Source organism: Arthrobacter sp. KUASC02 (assembly GCF_059739395.1).
This window is the reverse complement of record NZ_AP046053.1, coordinates 1429236-1451401: the sequence shown is the minus strand read 5'-3', so window position 1 is coordinate 1451401 and position 22166 is coordinate 1429236. Positions and strand designations below refer to the sequence as shown.

24 protein-coding genes are annotated in these 22166 nt (G+C 66.6%); 12 read left to right on the top strand and 12 right to left on the bottom strand.

The features are described 5' to 3' along the window. Position 1 precedes the first annotated feature (1 nt). The 5 genes from AC6JAC_RS06630 to asd all read left to right on the top strand — a co-directional run bounded on the left by AC6JAC_RS06630 (position 2) and on the right by asd (position 3791). Positions 2-220 carry an NF038396 family protein gene (locus AC6JAC_RS06630; RefSeq protein ID WP_028269619.1) on the top strand — a complete coding sequence of 73 codons (219 nt, stop codon included), beginning with the start codon at positions 2-4 and terminating at the stop codon, positions 218-220. A gap of 132 nt (positions 221-352) precedes the next feature. Next, the gene (locus AC6JAC_RS06625; RefSeq protein WP_497964029.1) at positions 353-1372 is read left to right on the top strand and encodes a WXG100 family type VII secretion target; all 1020 of its coding nucleotides are present in this window, start codon (positions 353-355) and stop codon (positions 1370-1372) included. Between the two features lie 27 nt (positions 1373-1399). Then, the gene (locus tag AC6JAC_RS06620) at positions 1400-2065 is read left to right on the top strand and encodes a hypothetical protein (RefSeq protein WP_497964027.1); all 666 of its coding nucleotides are present in this window, start codon (positions 1400-1402) and stop codon (positions 2063-2065) included. Continuing rightward, on the top strand, positions 2055-2540 hold the full coding sequence (locus tag AC6JAC_RS06615) for a hypothetical protein (RefSeq protein WP_497964025.1): 486 nt from the start codon (positions 2055-2057) through the stop codon (positions 2538-2540). Before AC6JAC_RS06620 ends, AC6JAC_RS06615 begins: the two co-directional genes overlap by 11 nt. Before the next feature lie 108 nt (positions 2541-2648). Further along, positions 2649-3791, top strand: a complete 1143-nt coding sequence (gene asd, locus AC6JAC_RS06610; protein WP_028269623.1) for an aspartate-semialdehyde dehydrogenase — start codon at positions 2649-2651, stop codon at positions 3789-3791. Here asd and AC6JAC_RS06605 read toward each other — a convergent pair. Continuing rightward, entirely contained in the window at positions 3788-4903 is a 1116-nt protein-coding gene (locus AC6JAC_RS06605) for a winged helix DNA-binding domain-containing protein (RefSeq protein ID WP_028269624.1), read from the bottom strand. The genes asd and AC6JAC_RS06605 overlap by 4 nt on opposite strands. Before the next feature lie 104 nt (positions 4904-5007). Between AC6JAC_RS06605 and AC6JAC_RS06600 the strand changes: the two genes are divergently transcribed. Then, entirely contained in the window at positions 5008-5499 is a 492-nt protein-coding gene (locus AC6JAC_RS06600; RefSeq protein WP_028269625.1) for a hypothetical protein, read from the top strand. 11 nt (positions 5500-5510) lie between these two features. On the opposite strand, the gene AC6JAC_RS06595 is transcribed toward AC6JAC_RS06600, so the two are convergent. The 4 genes from AC6JAC_RS06595 to AC6JAC_RS06580 are packed head-to-tail and all read right to left on the bottom strand — an operon-like array spanning position 5511 to position 8851. After that, entirely contained in the window at positions 5511-6578 is a 1068-nt protein-coding gene (locus tag AC6JAC_RS06595; RefSeq protein ID WP_028269626.1) for a UDP-N-acetylmuramate dehydrogenase, read from the bottom strand. Between the two features lie 37 nt (positions 6579-6615). Further along, positions 6616-7896 carry an MFS transporter gene (locus AC6JAC_RS06590; protein ID WP_497966778.1) on the bottom strand — a complete coding sequence of 427 codons (1281 nt, stop codon included), beginning with the start codon at positions 7894-7896 and terminating at the stop codon, positions 6616-6618. Positions 7897-7916: 20 nt separating this feature from the next. After that, the gene (locus tag AC6JAC_RS06585) at positions 7917-8369 is read right to left on the bottom strand and encodes a MaoC family dehydratase (RefSeq protein ID WP_081818799.1); all 453 of its coding nucleotides are present in this window, start codon (positions 8367-8369) and stop codon (positions 7917-7919) included. Positions 8370-8371: 2 nt separating this feature from the next. Further along, positions 8372-8851 carry an FAS1-like dehydratase domain-containing protein gene (locus tag AC6JAC_RS06580; RefSeq protein WP_028269629.1) on the bottom strand — a complete coding sequence of 160 codons (480 nt, stop codon included), beginning with the start codon at positions 8849-8851 and terminating at the stop codon, positions 8372-8374. Between the two features lie 170 nt (positions 8852-9021). Here AC6JAC_RS06580 and AC6JAC_RS06575 point away from each other — a divergent pair, with 170 nt between their 5' ends. Continuing rightward, positions 9022-9420 (top strand): ArsR/SmtB family transcription factor, encoded by a 399-nt coding sequence (locus AC6JAC_RS06575; protein ID WP_454699083.1) that lies wholly within the window; start codon positions 9022-9024, stop codon positions 9418-9420. Between the two features lie 5 nt (positions 9421-9425). Continuing rightward, positions 9426-11075 carry a SulP family inorganic anion transporter gene (locus AC6JAC_RS06570; RefSeq protein WP_497966776.1) on the top strand — a complete coding sequence of 550 codons (1650 nt, stop codon included), beginning with the start codon at positions 9426-9428 and terminating at the stop codon, positions 11073-11075. On the opposite strand, the gene AC6JAC_RS06565 is transcribed toward AC6JAC_RS06570, so the two are convergent. The 3 genes from AC6JAC_RS06565 to AC6JAC_RS06555 are packed head-to-tail and all read right to left on the bottom strand — an operon-like array spanning position 11065 to position 13225. Then, on the bottom strand, positions 11065-11289 hold the full coding sequence (locus AC6JAC_RS06565) for a DUF3188 domain-containing protein (RefSeq protein WP_497964021.1): 225 nt from the start codon (positions 11287-11289) through the stop codon (positions 11065-11067). The two genes, AC6JAC_RS06570 and AC6JAC_RS06565, sit on opposite strands and share 11 nt — an antisense overlap. Before the next feature lie 53 nt (positions 11290-11342). Next, positions 11343-12323, bottom strand: coding sequence for a DUF2797 domain-containing protein (locus AC6JAC_RS06560; RefSeq protein WP_497964019.1), 981 nt, complete (start codon positions 12321-12323; stop codon positions 11343-11345). A 32-nt stretch (positions 12324-12355) separates the two neighbouring features. Further along, positions 12356-13225 carry an HpcH/HpaI aldolase/citrate lyase family protein gene (locus AC6JAC_RS06555; RefSeq protein WP_028269633.1) on the bottom strand — a complete coding sequence of 290 codons (870 nt, stop codon included), beginning with the start codon at positions 13223-13225 and terminating at the stop codon, positions 12356-12358. A gap of 312 nt (positions 13226-13537) precedes the next feature. Between AC6JAC_RS06555 and AC6JAC_RS06550 the strand changes: the two genes are divergently transcribed. The 4 genes from AC6JAC_RS06550 to AC6JAC_RS06535 all read left to right on the top strand — a co-directional run bounded on the left by AC6JAC_RS06550 (position 13538) and on the right by AC6JAC_RS06535 (position 17392). Then, complete coding sequence (locus AC6JAC_RS06550) at positions 13538-14560, top strand: ABC transporter substrate-binding protein (RefSeq protein ID WP_347894733.1); 1023 nt, start codon at positions 13538-13540, stop codon at positions 14558-14560. A gap of 53 nt (positions 14561-14613) precedes the next feature. After that, positions 14614-15507, top strand: coding sequence for an ABC transporter ATP-binding protein (locus AC6JAC_RS06545; protein WP_454699087.1), 894 nt, complete (start codon positions 14614-14616; stop codon positions 15505-15507). Next, on the top strand, positions 15507-16406 hold the full coding sequence (locus AC6JAC_RS06540; RefSeq protein WP_497964016.1) for an ABC transporter permease: 900 nt from the start codon (positions 15507-15509) through the stop codon (positions 16404-16406). Before AC6JAC_RS06545 ends, AC6JAC_RS06540 begins: the two co-directional genes overlap by 1 nt. Before the next feature lie 65 nt (positions 16407-16471). Then, complete coding sequence (locus AC6JAC_RS06535; protein ID WP_497964014.1) at positions 16472-17392, top strand: TauD/TfdA dioxygenase family protein; 921 nt, start codon at positions 16472-16474, stop codon at positions 17390-17392. Positions 17393-17479: 87 nt separating this feature from the next. Here AC6JAC_RS06535 and AC6JAC_RS06530 read toward each other — a convergent pair whose 3' ends face one another. The 4 genes from AC6JAC_RS06530 to AC6JAC_RS06515 all read right to left on the bottom strand — a co-directional run bounded on the left by AC6JAC_RS06530 (position 17480) and on the right by AC6JAC_RS06515 (position 22155). Next, positions 17480-18448 (bottom strand): aldo/keto reductase, encoded by a 969-nt coding sequence (locus AC6JAC_RS06530; RefSeq protein WP_497964012.1) that lies wholly within the window; start codon positions 18446-18448, stop codon positions 17480-17482. Positions 18449-18532: 84 nt separating this feature from the next. Beyond that, entirely contained in the window at positions 18533-20239 is a 1707-nt protein-coding gene (locus AC6JAC_RS06525) for a glycoside hydrolase family 13 protein (RefSeq protein ID WP_497964010.1), read from the bottom strand. A gap of 72 nt (positions 20240-20311) precedes the next feature. Next, positions 20312-21211 carry a carbohydrate ABC transporter permease gene (locus AC6JAC_RS06520; RefSeq protein WP_028269640.1) on the bottom strand — a complete coding sequence of 300 codons (900 nt, stop codon included), beginning with the start codon at positions 21209-21211 and terminating at the stop codon, positions 20312-20314. Beyond that, a complete protein-coding gene (locus tag AC6JAC_RS06515) occupies positions 21211-22155 on the bottom strand; it encodes a carbohydrate ABC transporter permease (RefSeq protein ID WP_028269641.1) in 945 nt (314 codons plus the stop codon). Before AC6JAC_RS06515 ends, AC6JAC_RS06520 begins: the two co-directional genes overlap by 1 nt. Positions 22156-22166: the final 11 nt, after the last annotated feature.

Here is a 22166-nt window from a genome sequence, read left to right as displayed (position 1 = left end):
AATGCTGAAGAAACCGGAAACACTCTTTGTCCTGGGCTACATGCTGCTTCCGCTGCTGGCCCTGCTCTCCGCGATCGTGGGGCTCACCATGATCCTGGGCGGCAACAAGATCGCCGGGGCCATCGTTCTGGTGGTGGTCACGCAGGCGTTCGCTTTTGGCGCCTTCTACGCCCTGCGCCTCCGCAAGGCCGCAGTGCTGGAACAGCACGACGCCGAGTAGCCGCTCGGGCGGCACGCGGCACCCGCGATGGGGAGGGCAGCCCATCGCGGGAACTGGGGTTTGACCATTAGAGTAGGGCCCGCAGCCGGACCATTATCTGCTGTTCAGACATTCATTGGGGGATGATGCCTTGTGGCAGGGAATTTGTGGGGCGCGGACGTTGCCCAGCTTCGGACGCTCGCGCAGCAGTTCGGAAAGACGTCCGACAGCCTTCTCCAGCAGTCGACGCAGTTGACCAACCAGATCAACAACAATCCGTCCTGGAAGGGCCAGGATGCAGTCCAGTTCCGGTCCGACTGGAACGGCAGCCACCGGGCACTGCTCCAGCAGGCGGCCTTTGCACTCAAGCAGGAGTCCAAGAAGCTGCAGGCCCAGGCCGACCAGCAGGAAAAGGCGAGCGTTGCCGGAGGTGGCGGCGGCGTGCAGGCCGGCGTGTCCGGTTCGAACGGTGGCGCGGGCGAAGGAGCCAGCCCGTGGGGTCCTGGCTGGATTTCGGACGGAAATTCCGACTTCCGCGGTGGCTGGGATGCCTATAACGGGGTCCTTGGACTGAAGGCAGTTCCTTTGGGGCTAAGGGACATAAGTCGGTTTGTGGTTCTGCACGGTGAAAGTGTCACTGATTTGCTGATGGCTGGCGACGGCTTCGCCGCCGTTAAGCAGTTCATCAACAAGGATCTCTGGGAGGCCGCGGCCCGTTCAGACGACCTTCGGGGCGTTTTTTCCGGTACCGGAGACCTGCTCAGCGGTAAATTCGGCGACTTCGCCGGGATGGCACGCGGCACCGGAGCAGCGGAGATGGGGCCGTGGGCGAAGTTCGGGCTGAACTCCGCCGGACACGTACTTGGCGGGCTAAGCGTTGGCCTTGATGGTCTGGACACCGTCAACGCAATCCGCAGTGGAGAGACTGGGGACGCAATGAAGTCAGGCCTCAAGACCGCACTTGGCGTCGGTTCGTTCTTCCCTCCCCCCGTGGGGGTGGCCTGCATGGTGGCCGGCGGCGCCTGGGCGGCGGTCGAACTGATCCCCGGAGCCAAGGATACGATCGACGATGCCTTCGACATGGTTGGAAACGTTTTCGAGGACCTTGGCGAGGGCATCGACGACACCGTCGAGGACCTTGGCGAGGGCGTCAGGAACTTTTTCGGCTTTTAGGCACAGCTCTCTCATAGGATGAAAATCATGACTATCGCACAAACGACCGTGGACACGTCCATAGGATTTGGCCTGGCTGAAATGGCCTACCTGCTGCAACTGCAATCGACGGCCGGTTCGAAGACAAGCGCCTCGTGGTTACGCCTCAGCGAAGAGTCAGAAGACGTGGACCTGATTCGGGCCGGCTTGTCTTCACTTATTGCCCGCGGTCTGGCATCTGCCAAGGGAACCGCCGTCGAATTCGATGCGCGTGGCGATGTTCTCGCGTACACCCTGGCCAGCGCATCGAAATGGACGCAGCTGGATTTGCTTCTGGATGCCAAGCGCGGCGACTCGGTCCTGCATGTCGAGTCGGACCGGACCAAACTGATCCTGCAGCCGAGGACGATGATGAGTTGGTTTGCGCTGCCTCAGGACCCGGGCATCTCCGCGGAAGCAGCTGAAGCCATCATTATCAAAACCCATCTGGATCAAAATCCGGGCGGTGGCGTCAGAGTCCGCTGCGGACTCCACCCCGGCTCCCGACAGATGCTGGTCCGCAAGGCGGACGGCTGCTGGATTCACGCCGTTGCACTGGACGACGTCGTTGGACCCGAGGTATTGGCCAAGAGCGGAGACGAGCTCACGGAAGCGCTGGCCGCCTTCAGGTCAGCCGCCTTCAGGACAGATGAGGAAACAACCGATGGCAACTGAGCCGACAGTACGCACAGCGGTAGTGAACCGTCCTTACTACTACGCCACCAGCATGGAGAAGACCGTCTACGCCTACACGGCCGCCGAATGGGGTATTGGCGGGTCGCAGCCCAGCGGCAACTATTCGGTTCACACCACCACCGGCCTATACGTAGTCACCATCCTGATGACCGTACCCGCCATATTTTCGCCGGTCCTCCTCGTGATCGCGGTGGCAAACCTGAACATCATTGTTGGCCTGCTCGCGCTCGTGTGCACCGTGCTGTTTACGGGAGGGTGGCTCCTCGGAATCAGCAACCTTCGCCGGGAGCGGCGGGCGTCCAAGCAGCGACAGCTCAAGGGGCTGCCGAAGCCCCGCTTCGCCCTCACCGACGACCAGGCCCGGGACTGGTTTGAATCCCGCCCGTCAGGCATTGCCATCACCCGTGAGAATTTTCCCGACAGCAAACGTCCGTTTCCGGGTGAAGCGATGTAGTTGAAGGCTCGTCTACGGACAGCGGTGCCCCCGTCGTTCGTTCCTGTCGCCGCTCAGGAGTGACGTAACCGACTGCGCCGTGCCGGTTCCGAAGTCTAAACTGGTCGAATGACTACTGCAGCTACCCCCTCCGTCGGCCTGGTCGGATGGCGCGGCATGGTCGGCTCCGTCCTGATGCAGCGCATGCAGGACGAAGGCGACTTCGCCAACATCAACCCGGTGTTCTTCTCCACCTCCAACGCCGGAGGTGCCGCCCCGACTCTTGCCGGTGCCGCCGCAGGCGCGGCCGGCAAGCTCGAGGACGCGTTCGACGTCGACACGCTGGCCAAGCTGCCGATTATCGTCACCGCCCAGGGCGGCGACTACACCAAGCAGGTCCACGGCGAGCTGCGCAGCCGCGGCTGGGACGGCCTCTGGATCGATGCCGCCTCCACCCTGCGCATGAACGACGACTCGATCATCGTGCTGGACCCCATCAACCGCGACGTCATCGACAAGGGCCTGGCCAACGGCACCAAGGACTTCATCGGCGGCAACTGCACCGTGTCCTGCATGCTGATGGGACTCGGCGGCCTGTTCAAGAACGGCCTCGTCGAGTGGGGCACCTCCATGACGTACCAGGCTGCCTCCGGCGGCGGCGCCCGCCACATGCGCGAACTGCTCAGCCAGTTCGGCACGCTCAACGCCGAGGTCAGCTCGGAACTGGACGACCCGGCGTCGGCCATCCTGGAAATCGACCGCAAGGTCCTGGCGCACCAGCGCACCGACATCGACGCGACCCAGTTCGGCGTCCCGCTGGCCGGCTCCCTGATCCCCTGGATTGACGCGGACCTGGGCAACGGCCAGTCCAAGGAAGAGTGGAAGGCCGGGGTTGAAACCAACAAGATCCTGGGCACCTCGGACGAGAACCACATCATGATGGACGGCCTGTGCATCCGGATCGGCGCCATGCGCTCGCACTCCCAGGCCCTCACCCTCAAGCTCCGCGAGGATCTCTCCGTGGCCGAGATCGAGAAGCTCCTGGCCGAGGACAACGAGTGGGCCAAGGTGATTCCGAACACCAAGGAAGACTCCATGGCAGGCCTCACCCCGGTGGCCGCTTCCGGCACCCTGGACATCCCCGTGGGCCGCATCCGCAAGATGGAGATGGGCCCGGAATACATCAGCGCCTTCACCGTGGGCGACCAGCTCCTGTGGGGCGCCGCCGAGCCGCTGCGCCGCATGCTCAACATCGCCACGGGCACGCTCTAGCCGAGGAACTTCACGTACCTCGCGGCCTGCAGCTCAAAGGACCTTTGGGCTGCAGGCCGCAGTCCGTTAACGGTGTCGAACGGTTCGGGTACGACGGCGGCGGTCCGGCCGCTGCCTTTCCGCGCCCAGGTGCCGATCACCTCGCCGCCGGCCACGATGGTCTTCTTGAACACTCCGTTGCCGCCGGGGACTACCTTCTGGGCGTGGTCCGGCGGAAGCACCAGTGACCGGTCCGTGTATCCCAGCAGGAACTCGTCGAACCCCGGCAGCACCAGCAGGGAGCGCTGGCCGGGAACGCCGTCGTCGAGCAGCGCCGCGGTGGCTGGCGCCATCCAGTAACTGGCTCCCTCGAACTCCAGCTCAACGAGCTGGTCCTTTACCGCGGCCAGCGCGCTGCGGACCTCCGTCACCGGGGTGTTCGACCACCAGGCGAAGTCGCGTTCCGTGGCCGGTCCGTGGCTGAGCATGTACCGCAACGCCAGCTCGGCGATGCCCTCGGCGCGGTCCAGTTCCCGGGATTTCGGAATCCACTCGTCGAACGCCTTGATGAGCTGCTGGTTCCCCGCGAGCGGTCCCTGCACGAGCCACGCCCGCTGGCACAGGACCCCCAGCAGGTGGATGCCGCGCTGGCCGGCCGTGGACTGTCCCGCGGCTTCAAAAGCCGCGAAAAGTTCCTGGCGGGTGGCCGCTCCGCCGCCCGAGACGCGTCCCAGAGCGGCCTCGCGGGCAACGTCCACGTCGCGGGCGTCAATCTCCAGTTCACGGTGACGCCCGCCCATCCCGCGCAGCATGCGGTCTGCCGTGATGTCCAGGATCCACCGCAGGTCCTCAGGGGCCAGCAGGTGAAGCGTCCCGCGCATGGGCCAGGAGCGGACAACCAGCCCTTCATCCAGCGCAGCCCGGACAGTGTCAACGCCGGCGTTGGGGACCCTCAGCCCCACGGCCCACAGTGCCGCCTGCAGGTCCTGCGCCTGCATGGCCGTCATCCACCGGACGGCCTCCGGCGCCGTATCGAACCCCGGCGCCAGCAGCCCCTGCGCGGCCAGGCGCAGCCTTCCGATGACGTGGCGGGTGACCCTTGTCCTGACCTTCTTCCGTGCGCCAACTCCCATAACCCCATCGTAGGTCGCGTGCCGGGTGGTGCGGGCCTGTAGCCCCCGGGCAGTACACCGCAGGCTCCCAGCCGTTTTACAGCCGGGGTCCCTACGCTGGGTGGATGACCATCGGAGAGCTCTGGCCGCAGCTGCGGCCCCTGTGCCGGGCCCTTGCCCTGCTGGGCTGGGTCACCACTGCCGCCGGAATGGCAGCCGGGCTCTCCATCGCCGTTGCCGGCGGAACAAGCCTCTCCCCCACCGTGCAGGCCCTGCAGTTCTTTTCCGCGGTGAGCATGGGGGTTGCCGTCCTGAGTTTTGTCGCGGCCGCCCTGCTCCAGCCCCAGCACCGCGGCTGGCGCGCCGTAGACCACGAGGGCGGCGGCGGAGCCCCTGAACCGGGCACCGAGATGCCGCCGACGGTCAGGAGTTTCCTGCTGGCCGCCTTCGCCCTGCTGGCCGGCGCCGTGGTGTTCGCCTGCGCCGGGCTGGTCCTCCGCAACGGCCCCAGTGCGCAGTCCGTGGCGTTTTGCCAGGTGTTCCTGCTGGGAGCCGCGGCTTCGGGGTTCACGTTCATGCTGTTCAGCAAGGTAGTCCCGCGCCACAGCGGGAACTGAGCGGCCAGTCCCTAAAGCTCGATGCCGATCAGTAGCGGTTCCGGGTGCAGTTCGATGCCAAAACGTTCGACGACGCCGGCCCTCACCTCACGTGCCACGGCCACCATGTCGGCCGCGCTCGCACCGCCCCGGTTGGTGATGGCCAGGGTGTGCTTGGTGGACAGCGAGGCCCGCCCGCCGGAGACGCTGCCGGCTTCCATCCCGTATCCCTTCCCGAAGCCGGCGTGGTCAATCAGCCATGCGGCGGACAGCTTCACCAGCCCGTCAGCTCCGGCCGGGTACCGGGGGGCTTCTGCGGGGAGCGAGTCGGCCGCTTCCGCGGGGACGATCGGATTGGTGAAGAACGACCCCGTGGAAAAGGTGTCGCGGTCCGCCGTGTCCAGGACCATGCCCTTGGACGCCCTGAGCCGCAGGACCTCGCGGCGCACGTCGTTGGAGTACGCCCTGTTCCCGGGCTCGACGCCCAGGGACTTCGCCAGCTCCGCATACCTGATGGGGGCGCTCATCCGTCCCAGCGGCAGCTGGAACTCGACCGTGAGCACCACGAAGCGCGGTGAACCCTGGACCGTGGTCTGCTTCAGGATCGAATCCCGGTACCCGAACTTCAGCTCCGAATTCGTGAACGTACGGACGGCGTTCCGTTCCCGGTCCCAGGTCCGGACCGCGGCAATGGTCTGGGAGACGTCCGAGCCGTAGGCGCCCACATTCTGCACGGGCGTGGCACCGGTGGACCCGGGGATGCCGGAAAGTGCTTCGATTCCGGACCATGCGTGGCGCACGGCATGCTCCACGAGGGCGTCCCAGTTGTGTCCGGCCTGGACCACCACGGCGACGCCGCCGCAGGAATCCTCTGCGGTGACGGTGAACCCCTCCGAGGCGATCCGGAGCACCGTGCCGGGGTACCCGTCGTCGGAAATCAGCAGGTTGGACCCGCCCGCGATGATCAGCAAGGGCTCACCGGCGGCGTCTGCGGTGCGGACGGCGTCGATAATTTCCGGCTCCGTGCGAGCTTCGATGTAGTTGCCGGCGGGACCGCCGACGGCGGCAGTGGTCAGGTCGGAAAGCAAAGTCTGGGTCACCTGTCCAGCCTATCGGTCATTCGGAACGGACCGGGATTCAGGGAAGTTTCCGGGCCACCGGGGAGAGCAGGAAACTGACCACGAGCATCACCATCACGGCAAGCAGGGAGTGGAGGATGCCCACGTGTTCGGCCAGCAGCCCCAGGAGGGGAGGCCCGCACAGGAACGCGCCGTAGCCGATGGTGGACACCACGGAGACGCGGGCGGCGGCCTTGACCGGGTCATCGGCGGCCGCGGACATGCCGACGGGGAAGCCGAGGGAAGCACCGAGGCCCCAGACAGCCAGCGCCACGAAGGCCAGCCACGGCACGGGTGCGAACACGAACAGCCCCAGGCCCGCCACTGCCAGCGCAGCGCACCAGCGCATCACGGGAACCCTGCCAAAGCGGTCCAGGACCAGGGTGCCGGCAAAGCGGCCGATGGTCATGAAGGTGACGAACAGCCCGTAGCCTGCTGCTCCGGCAGCGTCCGTCTGACCGTGGCCGTCCGCCAGGGCAAGTGCCACCCAGTCGCCGGCAGCCCCTTCGGCAAGTGCGAGCCCGAGGACCAGGACGCCCAGCAGCAGCGTGCGCTTGTCGCGCCAGGCCTGGGCGATCAGGCGTTTGTTGTCCAGCGGCTGCTCCGGGACGGCGTCCGTCTGCCGGACGATCGGAATGGGCCCGGTGGACGGGTCCTCGAAGGTGTCTGTCCCGGAGGCCTTGAACGGGCGTTCGCCCTGGACCGGCGTGATGTCCGCACGGAACCAGGAAGCGGCGGTTGCCACCGAGCCGGCCACCAGGAGGCCGCCGGCGGCCAGGTGCCAGAACACGGGAATACCGGCGCCCGCGGCCCAGGCGCCGAGCCCGGCCCCGGCCACCGTCCCGAGGCTGAAGGACCCGTGCAGCCGGGGCATGATGTGCCGGCGGACGGCGCGTTCCACGGCGGCGCCTTCGACATTGGACGCGGTGTTCCAGCTGGCGGTGCCCAGCCCGATGATCGCCAGGCCTGCGGCGACGGCCACAGGGCTGGCGAGTACCGACGTGCCGAAGCCGGCCAGCAGCAGCCCGACGCCCACCATGATGCTGCCGATCCGGATGGTCCGTTTGGAGCCCAGCCGAAGGACGATAAGCCCCGAAGCCGATACCGAGAGGAAAGAGCCGGCGGTCATGCAGAGGAGGAGCAGTCCGATGGTGCCCGGCGTCAGGTCCAGTCCGTCCCTGATGGCCGGGAGCCGGGACACCCAGGTGGAAAACGCGATTCCGCTGGCCCCGTAGGCCACCACCACGGCGTTCCGCCAGTGCGTGACCTCGGCAGACGGGACGAAGACGTCCTTGGTCACGGCAGCATCACGGTCACTGGTCACGCAAGCCTGACGACAGCCTGGGCCTTCACAAGGACCTTCTGTCCGGCGTAGACCACGGTGAGGTCCACGCGGACGGTGCCCGCATCGGCGTCGAGCGCGCCAACGGCGCCACTGACCTCGATGAGGGCCCCCGGTTCCTCCGTGCCGGTGGTGTCCGTGACCAGGACCGGCTTGGTGAAACGGGTCTGGTAATCGACGACGGCGGCGGGGTCCCCCGCCCAGTCGGTCACCAGCTGGACTGCCGCCCCCATGGTGAACATGCCGTGGGCAATAACGCCGGGCAGGCCCACGCCGGTAGCGAAGGCTTCGTTCCAGTGGATCGGGTTGAAGTCGCCGGATGCGCCGGCATACTTCACCAGATCCTGGCGGGTGACGGTGATGCTGCGGCTGCCGATGTCCTGGCCGACGGTGAGATCCGTGAAGACGGGGGCGATGGATGCTGTGCTCATGGTTACTGTCCCTCTCCGCGGACCAGGATGGACGAGGTGGTGGTGGAGACGGCTTCCCGGGAAACGCCCGAGCCGGCTGTGCCGTCGCCGGTGAGGACGAAGATTTCTGACCGCGTGGTGATCATCGCACCGCCGCCCATGGCGCGGACACCGTCCACGTGCAGCTCTGCCACGAGCCGGTCGCCGGCAACAATCGGGCGGTGGTGGATAAAGCGCTGGTCTGCGTGGACCACCCGGGAGAAGTCAATGCCGGACTCCGGATCCTCGATCAGCTGGGCGTCTGCGCGCTGGGCAATGATGATGGCGAAGGTGGGCGGCGCCACGAGGTCGCGGTGTCCAAGGGCTTTGGCTGCTTCCAGGTCGAAGTGCGCGGGATGGGTGGCCTTGACCGCCCTGGCGAACTCGCGGATCTTCTCGCGGCCGACGTCGTACACCTCTGCGGCAGGGTAGCTACGGCCCTGCAGATCCGGATTCATAGTCATGGCCTCAAGCCTATCGCTACCCGCCGCAGGGCCAGCGGCCTGTTACACGGGAGGGATCTGGCGGTATGGCGGTATGCCCGAGGCAGCGGTATGATGAATTCATCATTTCATCAACTCATGCGGGGGCCTGCCACCCGGCTGCCGCAAGAACCAGTCGACAGCGGGTCCCCATGATTTCCCCGGCACAGGCACCTTTGTATGAAATCAAGGCCAACCTCTTCAAGGCCCTGGCCCACCCGGCACGCATCAGGATCTTGGAACTGCTCTCGGCCGCCCCGGACAGCGCAGCCCCGGTCAGCTTCCTCCTGGCCGAAACAGGGCTGGAGGCCTCACACCTTTCCCAGCACCTGGCAACGCTGCGCCGGCACAAGGTGGTGACCTCGGTCCGGTCAGCGAACGCCGTGACGTACCGCCTGGCCCACCCCAAGATCGCAGAACTCCTGGCCATTGCCCGCACGTTCCTGCTGGACACCCTGGCGGACACCAGTGAACAGCTCCGTCTGGCCCAGGAGTTGCCTGGCGGGCATCTGGCCGGGCCTGGCGGACATCTTGCCGGGCCGTCCTCGTGATCGGGCTGCGCACACTGCGGGCCTTCCTGCCGTCCCGCCGCGACTACGACGGGCTGCGGTCCTCGTGGAAGTCGGACCTTACGGCCGGCATCACCGTCGGGATCGTCGCACTGCCCCTGGCGCTTGCCTTCGGAGTCAGCTCGGGCGTGGGGGCGGAGGCCGGGCTGATCACGGCGGTGGTTGCCGGGCTGGTGGCCGCTGTCATGGGCGGGTCCAATGTCCAGGTGTCCGGCCCGACGGGCGCCATGGTGGTGGTCCTCGCCCCCGTGGTGGCCAGCCACGGAGCCGGCAGCATTCCGATAGTGTCGCTGCTGGCCGGGCTGATGGTCTGTGCGCTGGGCATCAGCGGACTGGGCCGCGCCGTGGCCTTCATCCCCTGGCCCGTCGTGGAGGGTTTCACCCTCGGAATTGCCGCCATCATCTTCCTCCAGCAGGTTCCGCTGGCCACGGGAACAGAGGGCATCCCGGGCCACAACACGCTCGTCGCGGCAGTCGAATCTGCCTCGCGGGCGGCGCTTCCCACCGTCCTCCAGACCCTCGCCGTGGTGGCCGGAGTGGCGGCCGTCATGTTCGTGGCACCGAAAGTGCACAAGTCACTGCCCGCCAGCCTCACCGCCGTGCTGCTGGCCACCCTCGCCGCAGAAATGCTCCACCTGGACATTCCCCGGATCGGTGCGCTGCCGCATTCCCTGCCGGCCCCTGCAGTTCCGTCGATCGACCCCGCCGCCTTGGGGGGCCTCCTGATGCCCGCGGTATCCATCGCTGCCCTGGCTGCCATTGAATCGCTGTTATCGGCCCGGGTGGCTGCTGGACTGGTGGGGCCCGACGGGAGGCCCGGCGGCCGCTACAGCCCGGACCGTGAGCTCAGCGGACAGGGGCTGGCGTCCATCGCCGCCGGCCTGTTCGGCGGAATGCCCGCGACCGGCGCCATCGCACGCTCCGCCGTCAACGTCCGGTCCGGGGCAAAAACGCGGCTGGCCGCCGTGGTCCACGCGCTGGTGCTGCTGGCCATCATCTACCTCGCCGCCGGGATGGTGGGGCGGATTCCGTTAGCCGTGCTGGGCGGAGTCCTGATGGTCACTGCGACGCGGATGGTTTCGCCCCAGACAGTACGCGCCATTCTCCGCTCCACCCGGTCAGATGCGGCGGTTTTCATCCTCACAGCCCTGATCACCGTGGCCTTCGACCTGATCGTGGCCATCCAGATCGGCCTGGCCGCCGCGGCACTCCTGACCCTGCGCAAGTTTGCCTCACTGAGCGGTGTCCGCCGGGAAACCATTACGGGCGCGGCGTCCGCGGGCGACTCCCGCATCGCAATCTTCAGGCTCGACGGCGCCATGTTTTTCGGGGCGGCGGAACGGATCCTGCAGGAAATCAGTGAGGTCAAGGACATCCAGGTGGCCATCATCCGGCTGTCCCAGGTGCGGATGCTGGATGCCACGGGCGCGCATGCGCTGGTGGAGGTCATTTCAGCGTTGGAACTGCGCGGGATCACCGTTCTGCTCAAGGGCGTCCAGCCGGAGCACTTGGAACTGGTGACGAACGTGGGTGTGATCCGGTCCCTCCGGCACCACAAGCATCTGTTCACCTCGCTGCCGGCGGCCGTGGAGCACGCCCGGAGCCATGTCCTGCGGAACGCCGCCGCTACCGCTTGAGGTTCTTCCGGATCTGCTGGCTACGCACCACGATCCCCACCACGTGCAGGATCAGGCCTGCGCCGATCACGGGCAGGGAGGCCACGGCGAGGCCCTGGTTGCCGGACGTGTTGCCCACCAGGTTGAGGACAATGCCAACGGCGATCAGGCCCATGGCACTGAAAACGAGCACTTTGTAGGCGGTGGACGCGGTGGCCCAGAATTCGTTCAGCACCGTCCTATTCTAGGTGCCGGGCCCGTTCCAGGTGCCGGGCGCGCGTGCGGGGATCAGAACAAAGACTCCTGCACCGCCGGCACCTCCGAGGAGTGGTGGTCTCCGAGCTCCACGGTCCGCGCCTTCAACCGGCCGAGGTTCACCACGAACTCCAGATCGGCGCCGTCCAGCGCGGCCACGGCGATGCTGCCGCTCACTGCGGCAATGCGGAACCCATGTGCTCCGGCGTCCAGGTCATGCGGGTAGGCGTGCCGCGGCGCCGGCGTGCACGCGGCGTCGGCCAGTCCCGGACGGGCCCACCGCTCGTCCACAGTTTCGAAGCCTTCGACGCCGGCGCGCACCAGGACTGCGCGTGCCTCACCGGCCAGCCGCCGGTTCAGTGCGTCCAGTTCGACGGCGGGTGCCGGGGCCACCAGCGAAGCGGCCTTCGGCGCCGAACGGACCTGCTGCGGCAGGCCGGCCTCGCGGGTCAGCATGTCTTCAAGAATCCGGACCACCCTGCCGTCGTCCGCGCGCGCCACATAGCGGGCAACCACCGCCCCCTGCTCGGCCAGCCGGTTCCACTTGCGCAGGTTCGAGGCTGTGCCCACCTTGCTGGCACCGTTGGCGAACGTTGCCACATACAACCAGTGCTGCTGCATCAGGTAGGCGCGAAGCCCCTGCGGGACACCGCCGCCGCGGTGGAAGTCGTGGATGAGCCGGAAATCGTCCACCACGAAGCAGCGCTCGCACTGGCTTCCTTTGACGGCCGGCGCCTTGGCCGGGCAGGGAACGTGGTCCCGGCGGGCCGGCCCGTGAACCTTGTGGTGCCCCAGGCAGGACTTGCCACCGGCGGCGACCCGGAAACCCAGCCGGCTGCCGGCGTCGAGCTCCAGCTCCCGGAAACCGCCGGAAGGATCCTGCAGCCGCATGACCGGCGTCCCGCCGTCGCGCTTTCCGGACGGCGCGCCTTCCGCGGAACCGGGCGCCGGCGGAAAACCGGGCGGGGCACCATCCCAAAAGACCCCGTGCACCAGATAACGGGTATCGGTCACGGGGTCTCCTTTGGCTGGGGGTGCCGGGGGCGTTAGAGCGCCGGCTGCACCCCAAAGGCTACCGCGAGCTTCATGATCTTCTCGGCGCGGCCCAGTCGCGGCAGGTCGGAACCGTCGCGGATGACGCGGCCGTTGGCCTCGAAATCGGCCATGAAGTCCGTGGCCCAGGCGACATCGGACGGGGTGGGGCTGATGACTTCGTTGATCACGTGGGTCTGGTCGATGGCCAGGCAGAGCTTGCCGGTCATTCCCATCATCACGGTGATGCCCGTCTGCTCGCGCAGGATCGGGTGGTTGGTGCCGACGGTGGGGCCGTCGATGGGGCCCGGGAGGTTGCCCACGCGGCTGGCAACAACCAGTTTGGCCCGCGGGTAGGCCATGGCCTCGGGGGTGGCCGCCATGCCGGTGTCGCGGCGGAAATCGCCGGAACCGAAGGCCAGCCGGAACGCGCCCTGGGCCTTGGCAATGTTGTTGGCTTCCTCGATGCCCACGGCGGACTCCACGAGCGGAATCACGGGGGTTTTGCCGTCCATGCGGTGGAAGGACTCGGTGACCTGGTCCGCGGACTCGGTCTTGGCCAGCATGATGCCGAGCAGGCCCGGCGTTCCGCGCAGCCCGGCGAGGTCCGCAGCCCAGAACGGGCTGGTGGCGTCGTTGATGCGCACCCAGGCCCGGCCGCCGGCGGTCAGCCAGTTGATGACGTGCTCGCGGGCGGTGTCCTTCTGCGAGGGGTCCACCGCGTCTTCGATATCCAGGATGATCGAGTCCGCGCGCGACACGGCCGAGACGTCAAACAGCTCGGGCTTCATTGCGTTCACCAAAAGCCACGAACGGGCAATTTCGGCGGGGATGTTTCGTTCGGGCCGTGCGGTGTCGACGGCAGCGGAGGTAGAGGTGGTCATACTCCTACCGTATCCGCCCGGCATGCCCTAACGCGAAGTAACAGCTGTCCGCCCCGGAACAATACCGCGAACAATACGACCAAAATCCGGGACGTCCGGCGCGTCAAAGTCCTTCACGGGCCGTTACGGGGCGAAACCGGGCGTCTTGTGACCCGGCATTTCGTCCTGTTTCCGCTCATTTCCGCGGGTTTCCCGGCGTGACAGCAGCGCTTTTTTTGGCCGGAAAGGTGCGCTTACATCGTTCCAGCGGCAGGCAGACACGCACCGCTGATTCACTCCAAACCTCCCCCGATGCTTACAAAGGATCCCCGAATGAAACGACACCTGACCATCATGAGTGCCGCGGCCGCCGTCGTCATCGCGATGACGGTGTCGGGCTGCGGGGGCAGCGCCGAAGCCGGTGCCGGTGCCGCCGCCGGCGCCACCGAGGTGAAAGAGCTCCGCTACCAGGGCTGGGCCAACACCGTGACGCTCCCCGAACTGGCCCAGGACCTCGGCTACTTCGGCGACGTCAAGCTCAACTGGGTGGGCAACACCATCAGCGGCCCGCAGGACATCCAGTCGGCAGCCACCGGGCAGACGGACTTCGGCGGTGCTTTCGCCGGAGCCGTGGTCAAGCTCGTGGAAGCGGGCGCCCCGGTGAAAGCGGTCATCAACTACTACGGCGAAGACGAGAAGACGTTCAACGGCTTCTACGTCAAGGAAGACAGCCCCATCCGCACCGCCCGGGACTTCATCGGCAAGAAGATCGCGGTGAACACGCTGGGCGCACACGCGGACGCCGTCATCAACACGTACCTGCAGAAGAACGGCCTGAGCGCCGAGGAAATCAAGCAGGTCCAGCTGGTGGTGGTCCCGCCCAACGACACCGAGGAAGCCATCCGCCGCGGCCAGGTAGACGCCGGGTCGCTGGGCAGCATCCTGCAGGACAAGGCAATCGCCAACGGCGGCCTGCGCTCGGTGTTCAGCGACGCCGAACTCTTCGGCACCTTCGCCGGCGGCCCCTACGTGCTGCGAACCGACTTCATCGCCAAGAACCCCAACACCACCCGGACGTTCACCACAGGGGTGGCGAAGGCCATCGAGTGGGAACGGACCACGCCGCGTGAGGAAGTCATCGCCCGCTTCACCAAGATCCTGCAGGAACGCGGACGCAACGAGAACCCGGCCGCCCTGCAGTACTGGAAGAGCGTGGGCGTTCCGGCCAAGGGCGAGATCAAGGACGAGGACTTCACCCGCTGGGGCAAGTGGCTCAAGGACACCGGAATCGTCAAGGGCGAGCTGGACCCGAAGAAGATCTACACCAACGAGTTCAACGGGCTGGTGAACCCGTGAGCCACTCCTCCCCCGCCACCCATGCCGCCACCCGGGACAGCGAAAGGACAGCCATGACGCCGAAAATCAGCCTCCGGAACGTCACCAAGGAATTCGCGGTGCGCCAAGTCAAGACCAGCGGGAAACTGCACAGCCGGAAACAGACCGGCCCGTCCGTGCTGACCGCCCTGGAAGACCTCAGCCTGGACGTCGCCGCCGGCGAGTTCCTCACCCTCGTGGGGCCCAGCGGCTCCGGCAAGACCACCCTGCTGGACCTGCTGGCCGGCCTCTCCCGGCCCACCTCGGGCAGCGTGCTGGTGGACGGCAAGGAAGTGACAGGCCCGGGCCCGGACCGCGCCGTCGTCTTCCAGCAGTACGCACTCTTCCCCTGGCGGACCGCCTCCGCCAACGTCTCCATCGGGCTCGAGAACTCCGGCCTGTCCAGGAAGGAACGGGCCGCGAAGGCCAGCGAATTCCTGGACCTGGTGGGGCTGGCAGGGTTCGAGGACCGCTACCCGCACGAACTGTCCGGCGGTATGAAGCAGCGCGTGGCCATCGCCAGGAGCCTCGCCTATGAGCCGGACATCCTGCTGATGGACGAGCCGTTTGCCGCCCTCGACGCGCAGACCCGGGAGCAGCTCCAGGACGAGCTGCTGCGGATCTGGAAGGCCACGGGCAAGACCATCGTGTTCATCACCCACGGAATAGACGAGGCCGTCTACCTCGGCCAGCGGGTGGCAGTCCTCAGCGCACGCCCGGGCCGGCTCAAGGAGTTCGTGGACATCAACATCCCGGACCGCGACGGCGAGGACGACGTGCGCTCCCATCCGGCGTTCGTCGAACACCGGCACCAGGTCTGGTCCCTCCTGCACGACGAGGTCCGGCTCGCGCAGGGCTCCGGACACCGCAAGATCCTGCCCGACGGAACAGCCCCCGACGAACAACCCAAGGAAAGGAGCGCTGCCTGATGAGCGCTGTGTTGACCCGACCGCCCGAGGCGGCTGCCGCCGTCGACCCTTCCCCGCGGACCGGACCCTCCGGTCCGGAAAACGGACAACGCCCGACGCCGGCGGGCAGGCTTGCTGCCCTGGCCGGGATCGCCGGACGGGCGGGCTGGAAATCGCTCGCCGTGCTGCTGTTCCTCGCGCTGTGGGAGCTCGGCCCGACCTACCTCGCCAGCCCGTCCACCCGGGTGTTCCTGCCGCCGCTGCACGAAGTGCTTGCTGCCGGTGCGAAGCTGGTGGAGAACGGACAGCTGCAGAGCCACCTGCAGGCCAGCCTCACCCGCTCGGTGTCCGGTTTCAGCATCGCGGTGGTGTCCGCCGTCGTCCTGGGGCTGCTGATCGCCTGGTACGGCTGGCTCAGCTCGTTCCTCAACCCGCTGCTGGAACTGTTCCGCAACACGGCCACGCTGGCGCTGCTTCCCGTGTTCACGCTGCTGCTGGGCATCGGCGAGGAATCGAAGATCACCATCGTGGCCTACGCGGCGTTTTTCCCGGTGCTGCTGAACACCATCGCCGGTGTCCGGACCGTGGACCCGCTCCTCATCAGGGCCGCGAGGTCCCTGGGGCTGAACAGCTTCCGGCTCTTCCAGAAGGTCATCCTGCCCTCGGCTGTTCCGACGATCTTCACCGGCATCCGGATGGCCGGCACGTCCTCCATCCTGGTGCTGATCGCCGCCGAAATGGTGGGCGCCAAAGCCGGGCTGGGCTACCTGATCGTCAATTCGCAGATGAGCTTCCTGATTCCGGACATGTACGCCGGCATCCTCACCGTCTCCGTCCTGGGCCTGGCGGTCAACGTCCTCCTCGTTGCCCTGGAGCGGCACTTCTCCCGCTGGCGCACCGCCGTCGGCTCCGGAAACTGACCGTTTCACCCGCGGCCTCTCCGCACTATCCGTCACCGCACCATCAACCAGTAAGGAATAAAGCAATGACCACCATCACCGAAACCAAGCTCGAATTCGCCAAACTGGGCTCCCGCATCGGGGCTGAAATCCGCGGCCCGGACCTGAGCGGGGACCTGTCCGCGGACACCGTGGCCCGGATCCGTGAGGCCCTGAACGAACACAAGGCCCTGGTGTTCCGCGAGGCGAACATCCTCACCGACGAGGCGCAGGTGAAGTTCGCCAGCCACTTCGGGCCCCTGACCAAGGCGCACCCCACCGTGGCCTCCGTGGAGGGTGAAGAGAACGTCCTGCCCGTGGACAGCGAGAACGGCTCCGCCAACAACTGGCACACGGACGTCACGTTCGTGGTCAACCCGCCGCAGGCATCAACGCTGCGGAGCATCGACCTGCCGGCGTACGGCGGGGAAACCTTGATCGCGTCCTCGGCCGGAGCGTACGCCGACCTGCCGGAGGAGCTGCGGAACTTCGCGGACACCCTGTGGGCCATCCACACCAACGACTACGACTACTCGGTGCCGAAGAACCTGGAGCACCAGAACGCCGAGGAACGCCGCAAGGAGTTCACGCGCCTGAAGTTCGAGACCGCCCATCCGGTGGTCCGGGTCCACCCCCTGACCGGCGAGCGCGGATTGTTCATTGGGGGCTTCGCGCAGCGGCTGCGGATCGTGGGCCTGTCCAACACCGAGTCGAAGGACATCATCAGGCTGCTCCAGGCCTACGTCACGCGTCCGGAGAACGTGGTGCGGGTGAACTGGGAGCCGAACCAGCTGGTGCTCTTCGACAACCGCATCACCCAGCACTACGCCCCGGACAACTACGACGGCCAGCCGCGCAAGCTCAACCGCGTCACCATCGCCGGCGACATTCCGGTGGGCGTGGACGGCAAGCAGAGCCAGGCCCTGCAGGGCGACTCCACCACGTACTCGGTGGTGGCGCCGCTGTAGGAGCTCCAAGCCCAACTAGGTCGCAGTTAATGTCGTTTTGAGCCCTGATAACGACATCTGCTGCGACCTAGTTGGGTTAAGCGGCGTTTAGGGGATGTTGCTCCCCCGGGCCGTGACCCACAGCCGGTACCACTCGGCGCGGGTCATGGCAGCGGCAACCCGGGCCGCTCCGGCGCAGGCACGGATGCGGTCCGGGTTGGCCGAACCGATCACGGGCGCGATCCCGGCCGGATGCCGCATGAGCCACCCGAGGAGGATCGCCTCCCTGGTGGTCCCCTTGGCCTTCGCCATCTCCGCGACGAGCACCGCCGTGGCGGCCTCTGCCGGCGTAGGGCTTTCCGGCGGAGCTCCGCTGTAGTGTCCCTGGGCCAGCGCCCCGTAGGCCTGAAGGGTGATTCCCTGCCGGCTGCAGAACTCCACAGTGCCGTGCGGGAAGCTGTAATCCAGCCCTTCACCGTGGTTCACCAGCACGGTGCTTTCCAGCCAGGCCCGCTTCAGCAGGCTCATTTCCAACTGGTTGGCCACCACCGGGGTTTCCAGGTGGTCCTGCAGTGCCTCGATCTGCGGGGCCGACATGTTGGACACCCCCACCTGCCGCACTTTGCCCTCCCGCATTAACTGCCCGACGGCGGACGCCACCTCGGCGGTGTCGGCCAGCGGGTCGGGGCGGTGTAGCAGGAGGACATCCACGTAGTCGGACTTCAACCGCTTCAGGCTGCCGTTGACCCGCTCGAGGATTCCCTCGCGGCTCAGGTCGTAGTGTGTTTCGAGTCCCTGCTCGTTGAGCCGGATCCCGCACTTGGTCTGGAGCCGGATCCGTTCCCGCAGCCCCGGTGTGATCGCCAGGACCTCGCCGAAGACCGCCTCGGACTTGCCGCCGCGGTAGATGTCGGCGTGGTCGAACAGCGTGATGCCTGCGTCGAGGGCGGCGTCGATTGCGGCGGCCGCCTGCTCCACGTGCTCAGCGGCGTAGGGCTCGGCGGACCAGCTGCCGCCCAGGCCCATGCAGCCGTAAATCAGTTCCTGGGTACGGGATGGAGCGTAGTGTTCACTCATTGCGTCACTCTTTCATGAGCTTGGACAGAAGCACAGGTGGCGGGACCCGGCCGGGTCCCGCCACCTGTGCATAAGTCTCAGTTGTTAGCGCAGCCAGACGGTGGTGTTGCCGGGCAGCAGCTTCCCGTCCAGCGGTGCGCTGCTCAGCAGCACCTCACCGGCCGGGAGCTCCACCGGCTCGGCACCGAAGTTGGTCACTGACTGCCAGCCGCCGTGGCGGGTGAACTGCAGCACCTTGGGGTTGCCGGTTTCCACCCACTCCAGTTCCTCGGCGGTCTGCAGTTCGCGGCGCAGCTTCAGGGCCTTGCGGTACAGCTCCAGGGTGGAGCCCGCCACTCCGTCCTGGGCGTCGACGGCGTACCGGCCGAACCAGGCCGGCTGGGGCAGGTGGGACCGGCCTTCGCCGAAACCGAAGGACGTGCCCTCCGTGGCCCAGGGCAGCGGCACGCGGCAGCCGTCACGGCCGATCTCCACGCCCTTGTTGCGGAAGAAGGACGGGTCCTGGCGCTCCGAGTCCGGAATCTCTGCGACTTCCTGCAGGCCGAGCTCCTCGCCCTGGTACAGGTAGGCCGATCCCGGGAGGGCCAGCATCAGCAGGCTGGCCGCACGGGCGCGGCGCAGGCCCAGCTCGACGTCCAGTTCCTCGGCCGGTGCGCCGGCCAGCAGCCAGCCCTTGCCGTCCTGGCCCTTGGCGTGGACGCCGCCTCCCATCGGCAGGCCATAGCGGGTGGCGTGCCGGACGACGTCGTGGTTGGAGAAAACCCACGTGGAGGAGGCGCCGGTGGCCGTGGCTTCGGCGAGGTTCCGGGTGATGATTTCGTGGAACTCGTCGGCGTCGAAATCGGCCTGCAGCAGGTCAAAGTTGAAGGCCTGCCCCAAACCCTGGGGGCTGGCGTAGCGGGCGCGGCGGGTGGCGTGCACCCAGGCTTCGGCGACGGCGGTGCGCGGCGGGTTGTACTCGTTGAACACCTCGCGCCATTCGGCGTAGATCTCGTGGACCTCGTCGCGGTCCCAGAACGGGTGCGAGCCGTCGGCGAAACCGTCGGTCCCCGTGTTGGCTTCAGTGAGTTCGACCTTGGAGAGCAGCGGCTCCGTGAGGTCCTTGGTGAGGGCGTGCGCCACGTCCACGCGGAAACCGTCCACGCCACGGTCGGACCAGAAGCGCAGTGTCTTCAGGAAGTCGTCGCGGATCTCGCGGTTGGACCAGTTCAAGTCCGGCTGTTCCTTGGCGAAGATATGCATGTACCACTGGCCGGGGGTGCCGTCCGGTTCAGTGATGCGCTCCCAGGCGGGACCGCCGAAGACGGAGTCCCAGTCCGACGGCGGCAGCTCGCCGTTCTCGCCCAGGCCGTCACGGAAGATGTAGCGCTCGCGGGCAGCAGAGCCCCGCGGGGAGGCCAGCGCTTCCTTGAACCATTCGTGCCGGTCGGAGGAGTGGTTCGGGACGATGTCCGCGATGAGCTTGATGCCGGCTTCGTGCAGCGCGGCGGACATTTCGGCGAAGTCCTCCAGGGTGCCCAGCTTGGGGTCCACGTTGCGGTAATCGTCAACGTCGTAGCCGCCGTCGGCGAGCGCCGACGGGTAGAACGGGCTGAGCCAGACGGCGTCGATCCCCAGTTCCTTCAGGTACGGAACTTTGGCCGTGATGCCCTTGATGTCGCCCAGGCCGTCACCGTTCGAATCCGAGAAGCTGCGCGGATAGATCTGGTACACGGAGGCCTGGCGCCACCAGTTGGGATCGGCTGCGAGGTTTGAATCGGACAGGGTTGCCAGAGTGGCGGTGGTGGACAAAGGAGATTCCTTTTCTGGTGTTGGTTGTTCTTTGGCAAAGGGAAAGATGGATGAGTGCCCGGTAGGTGCGTCCTACTTCACTGCGCCCCGCATGACTCCGGACAGTACCCAACGTTGGGCAAGGATGTAAACCACCAGCGTGGGCGCCATGGCCATCAGGTAGGACGCGAAGGCGAGGCTGTAGTTGGTGTTGAATTCGCCCTGGAACAGCATCTGCACCACCGGCAGGGTCTGCAGCGCGGGATCCGCAATCAGCATCTGCGGCAGCAGGAAGTCGTTCCAGGAGCCGAGGAAAGCGAAGATCCCGACGGTGGCGTTCATCGGAGCCAGCAGCGGGAAGATGATCTTGCGGAACACCTGCCACGTGGTTGCGCCGTCCATGCGGGCCGACTCCTCGAGCTCCACGGGGATGGAGCGCACGAAGGCGATGTAGAGCAGGGTGTTGAACGAGATGCCGCCGAGGACGTGCAGGAACACGACGCCGGCCGGGTTGTCCAGGCCGAGCAGGGCAGTCTGCTTGATCAGGGGCAGGATGATCACCGGGAACGGGATGAACATCGCGGACAGCAGGTAGACGAAGGAGCCCCGGAAGAACCGGTGGTTCCAGTTCCGCGCAATAGCGTAGGCCACCAGGGAGCTGCTGGCCAGCGAGCCGAGGACGCTCAGCACGGTAACGAACGCCGTGGACATAAAAGCCCGCGGGAAGTTGGTGGCCACGTAAGCGGCGGCGAAATTTTCCCAGTTCATCGGGTTCGGCCAGGCGAGGCCCGTGCCGGTGCCGATCTGGTCCGGGGACTTGAGCGCCATGGCAACGGTGAAATAGAGCGGCAGCAGGACGGTCAACGATGCGGCCAGCATCAGCGCGGTGAGCCACCAGTTGATCTTGAAGCCCTCACGGTTGGACCGGCGGTGGCCGCGGACGGGGGCGTCCGCCGTCCGCTGTTTGGGAGCGGCAAGTGTGGATGCGGTCATTAGAGTGAAACCCCCCGGCGCTGGATGAGGCGCAGCTGGATGACGGAGATCAGCAAGGTGATCAGGAAGTAGATGACGGCGTTCGCCATCTGGTAGGAGTAGTCGCCGCCGGTGAAGCCGGAGAAGATGCGCATGGCCACGGACTGCGTTGCCATGCCGGGGCCGCCGCCGGTGAGGCCCACGATGATCTCGTAGGTTCCGAGGAATCCCTTGAAGCCGAGGATCACATTGATTACGAGGTACCCCATGATCAGCGGGAGCGTCAGGCTGAGGAACTGCCGGAAGCTGCCGGCGCCGTCGAGGTCCGCGGCTTCGTAGACCTCGGAAGGCACGCTCTGGAGGCCTGCCAGGTAGATGATGGTGGCGCCCGGCGCCGCCTGCCACACCGTGACGAGCACGATGGCGAGCCAGGCAAGGTTCTCGTTGGCGAGGATGCTCGTGGCCAGCGGGGTGACGCCGAACCGTTCGGCCAGCACGGGAAGCGTGTTGGAGAACAGGTAGTTGAACACAAAGGAGACGATCAGGGCGGAGAGCACCATGGGGATGAAGAACACGGTGCGGATGCCGGTGCGCCATTTGATCTTCGCATTGAGGCCCAGCGCGATCGCGAGGGCCACGATGTTCACCACCACGGTGGTGGTCAGGGCGAACACAAACGTGAAGATGTAGGACTGCAGGACAGCGGGGTCCTTGAAGATGTTGACGTAGTTCATCAGCCCGATGAACTTCCAGTCGCCGTAGCCGGCGTAGTTGGTGAGGCTGAAGAAGACGCCCACGAGTGCCGGCAGGGTGATGAAGAAGGCGAACAGCGCCAGGACGGGCACCACCATCCAGTAGTACGTGGGGTCGATCCTGCTCCTGGACCGGACGGTGCCGGCGGCCGACGCGGGGCTATTGGGTTCTGCGGGAGGGGCTGTCTGGGCCACCCGGGATGTTGTAGTCATTGAGGCTCCTG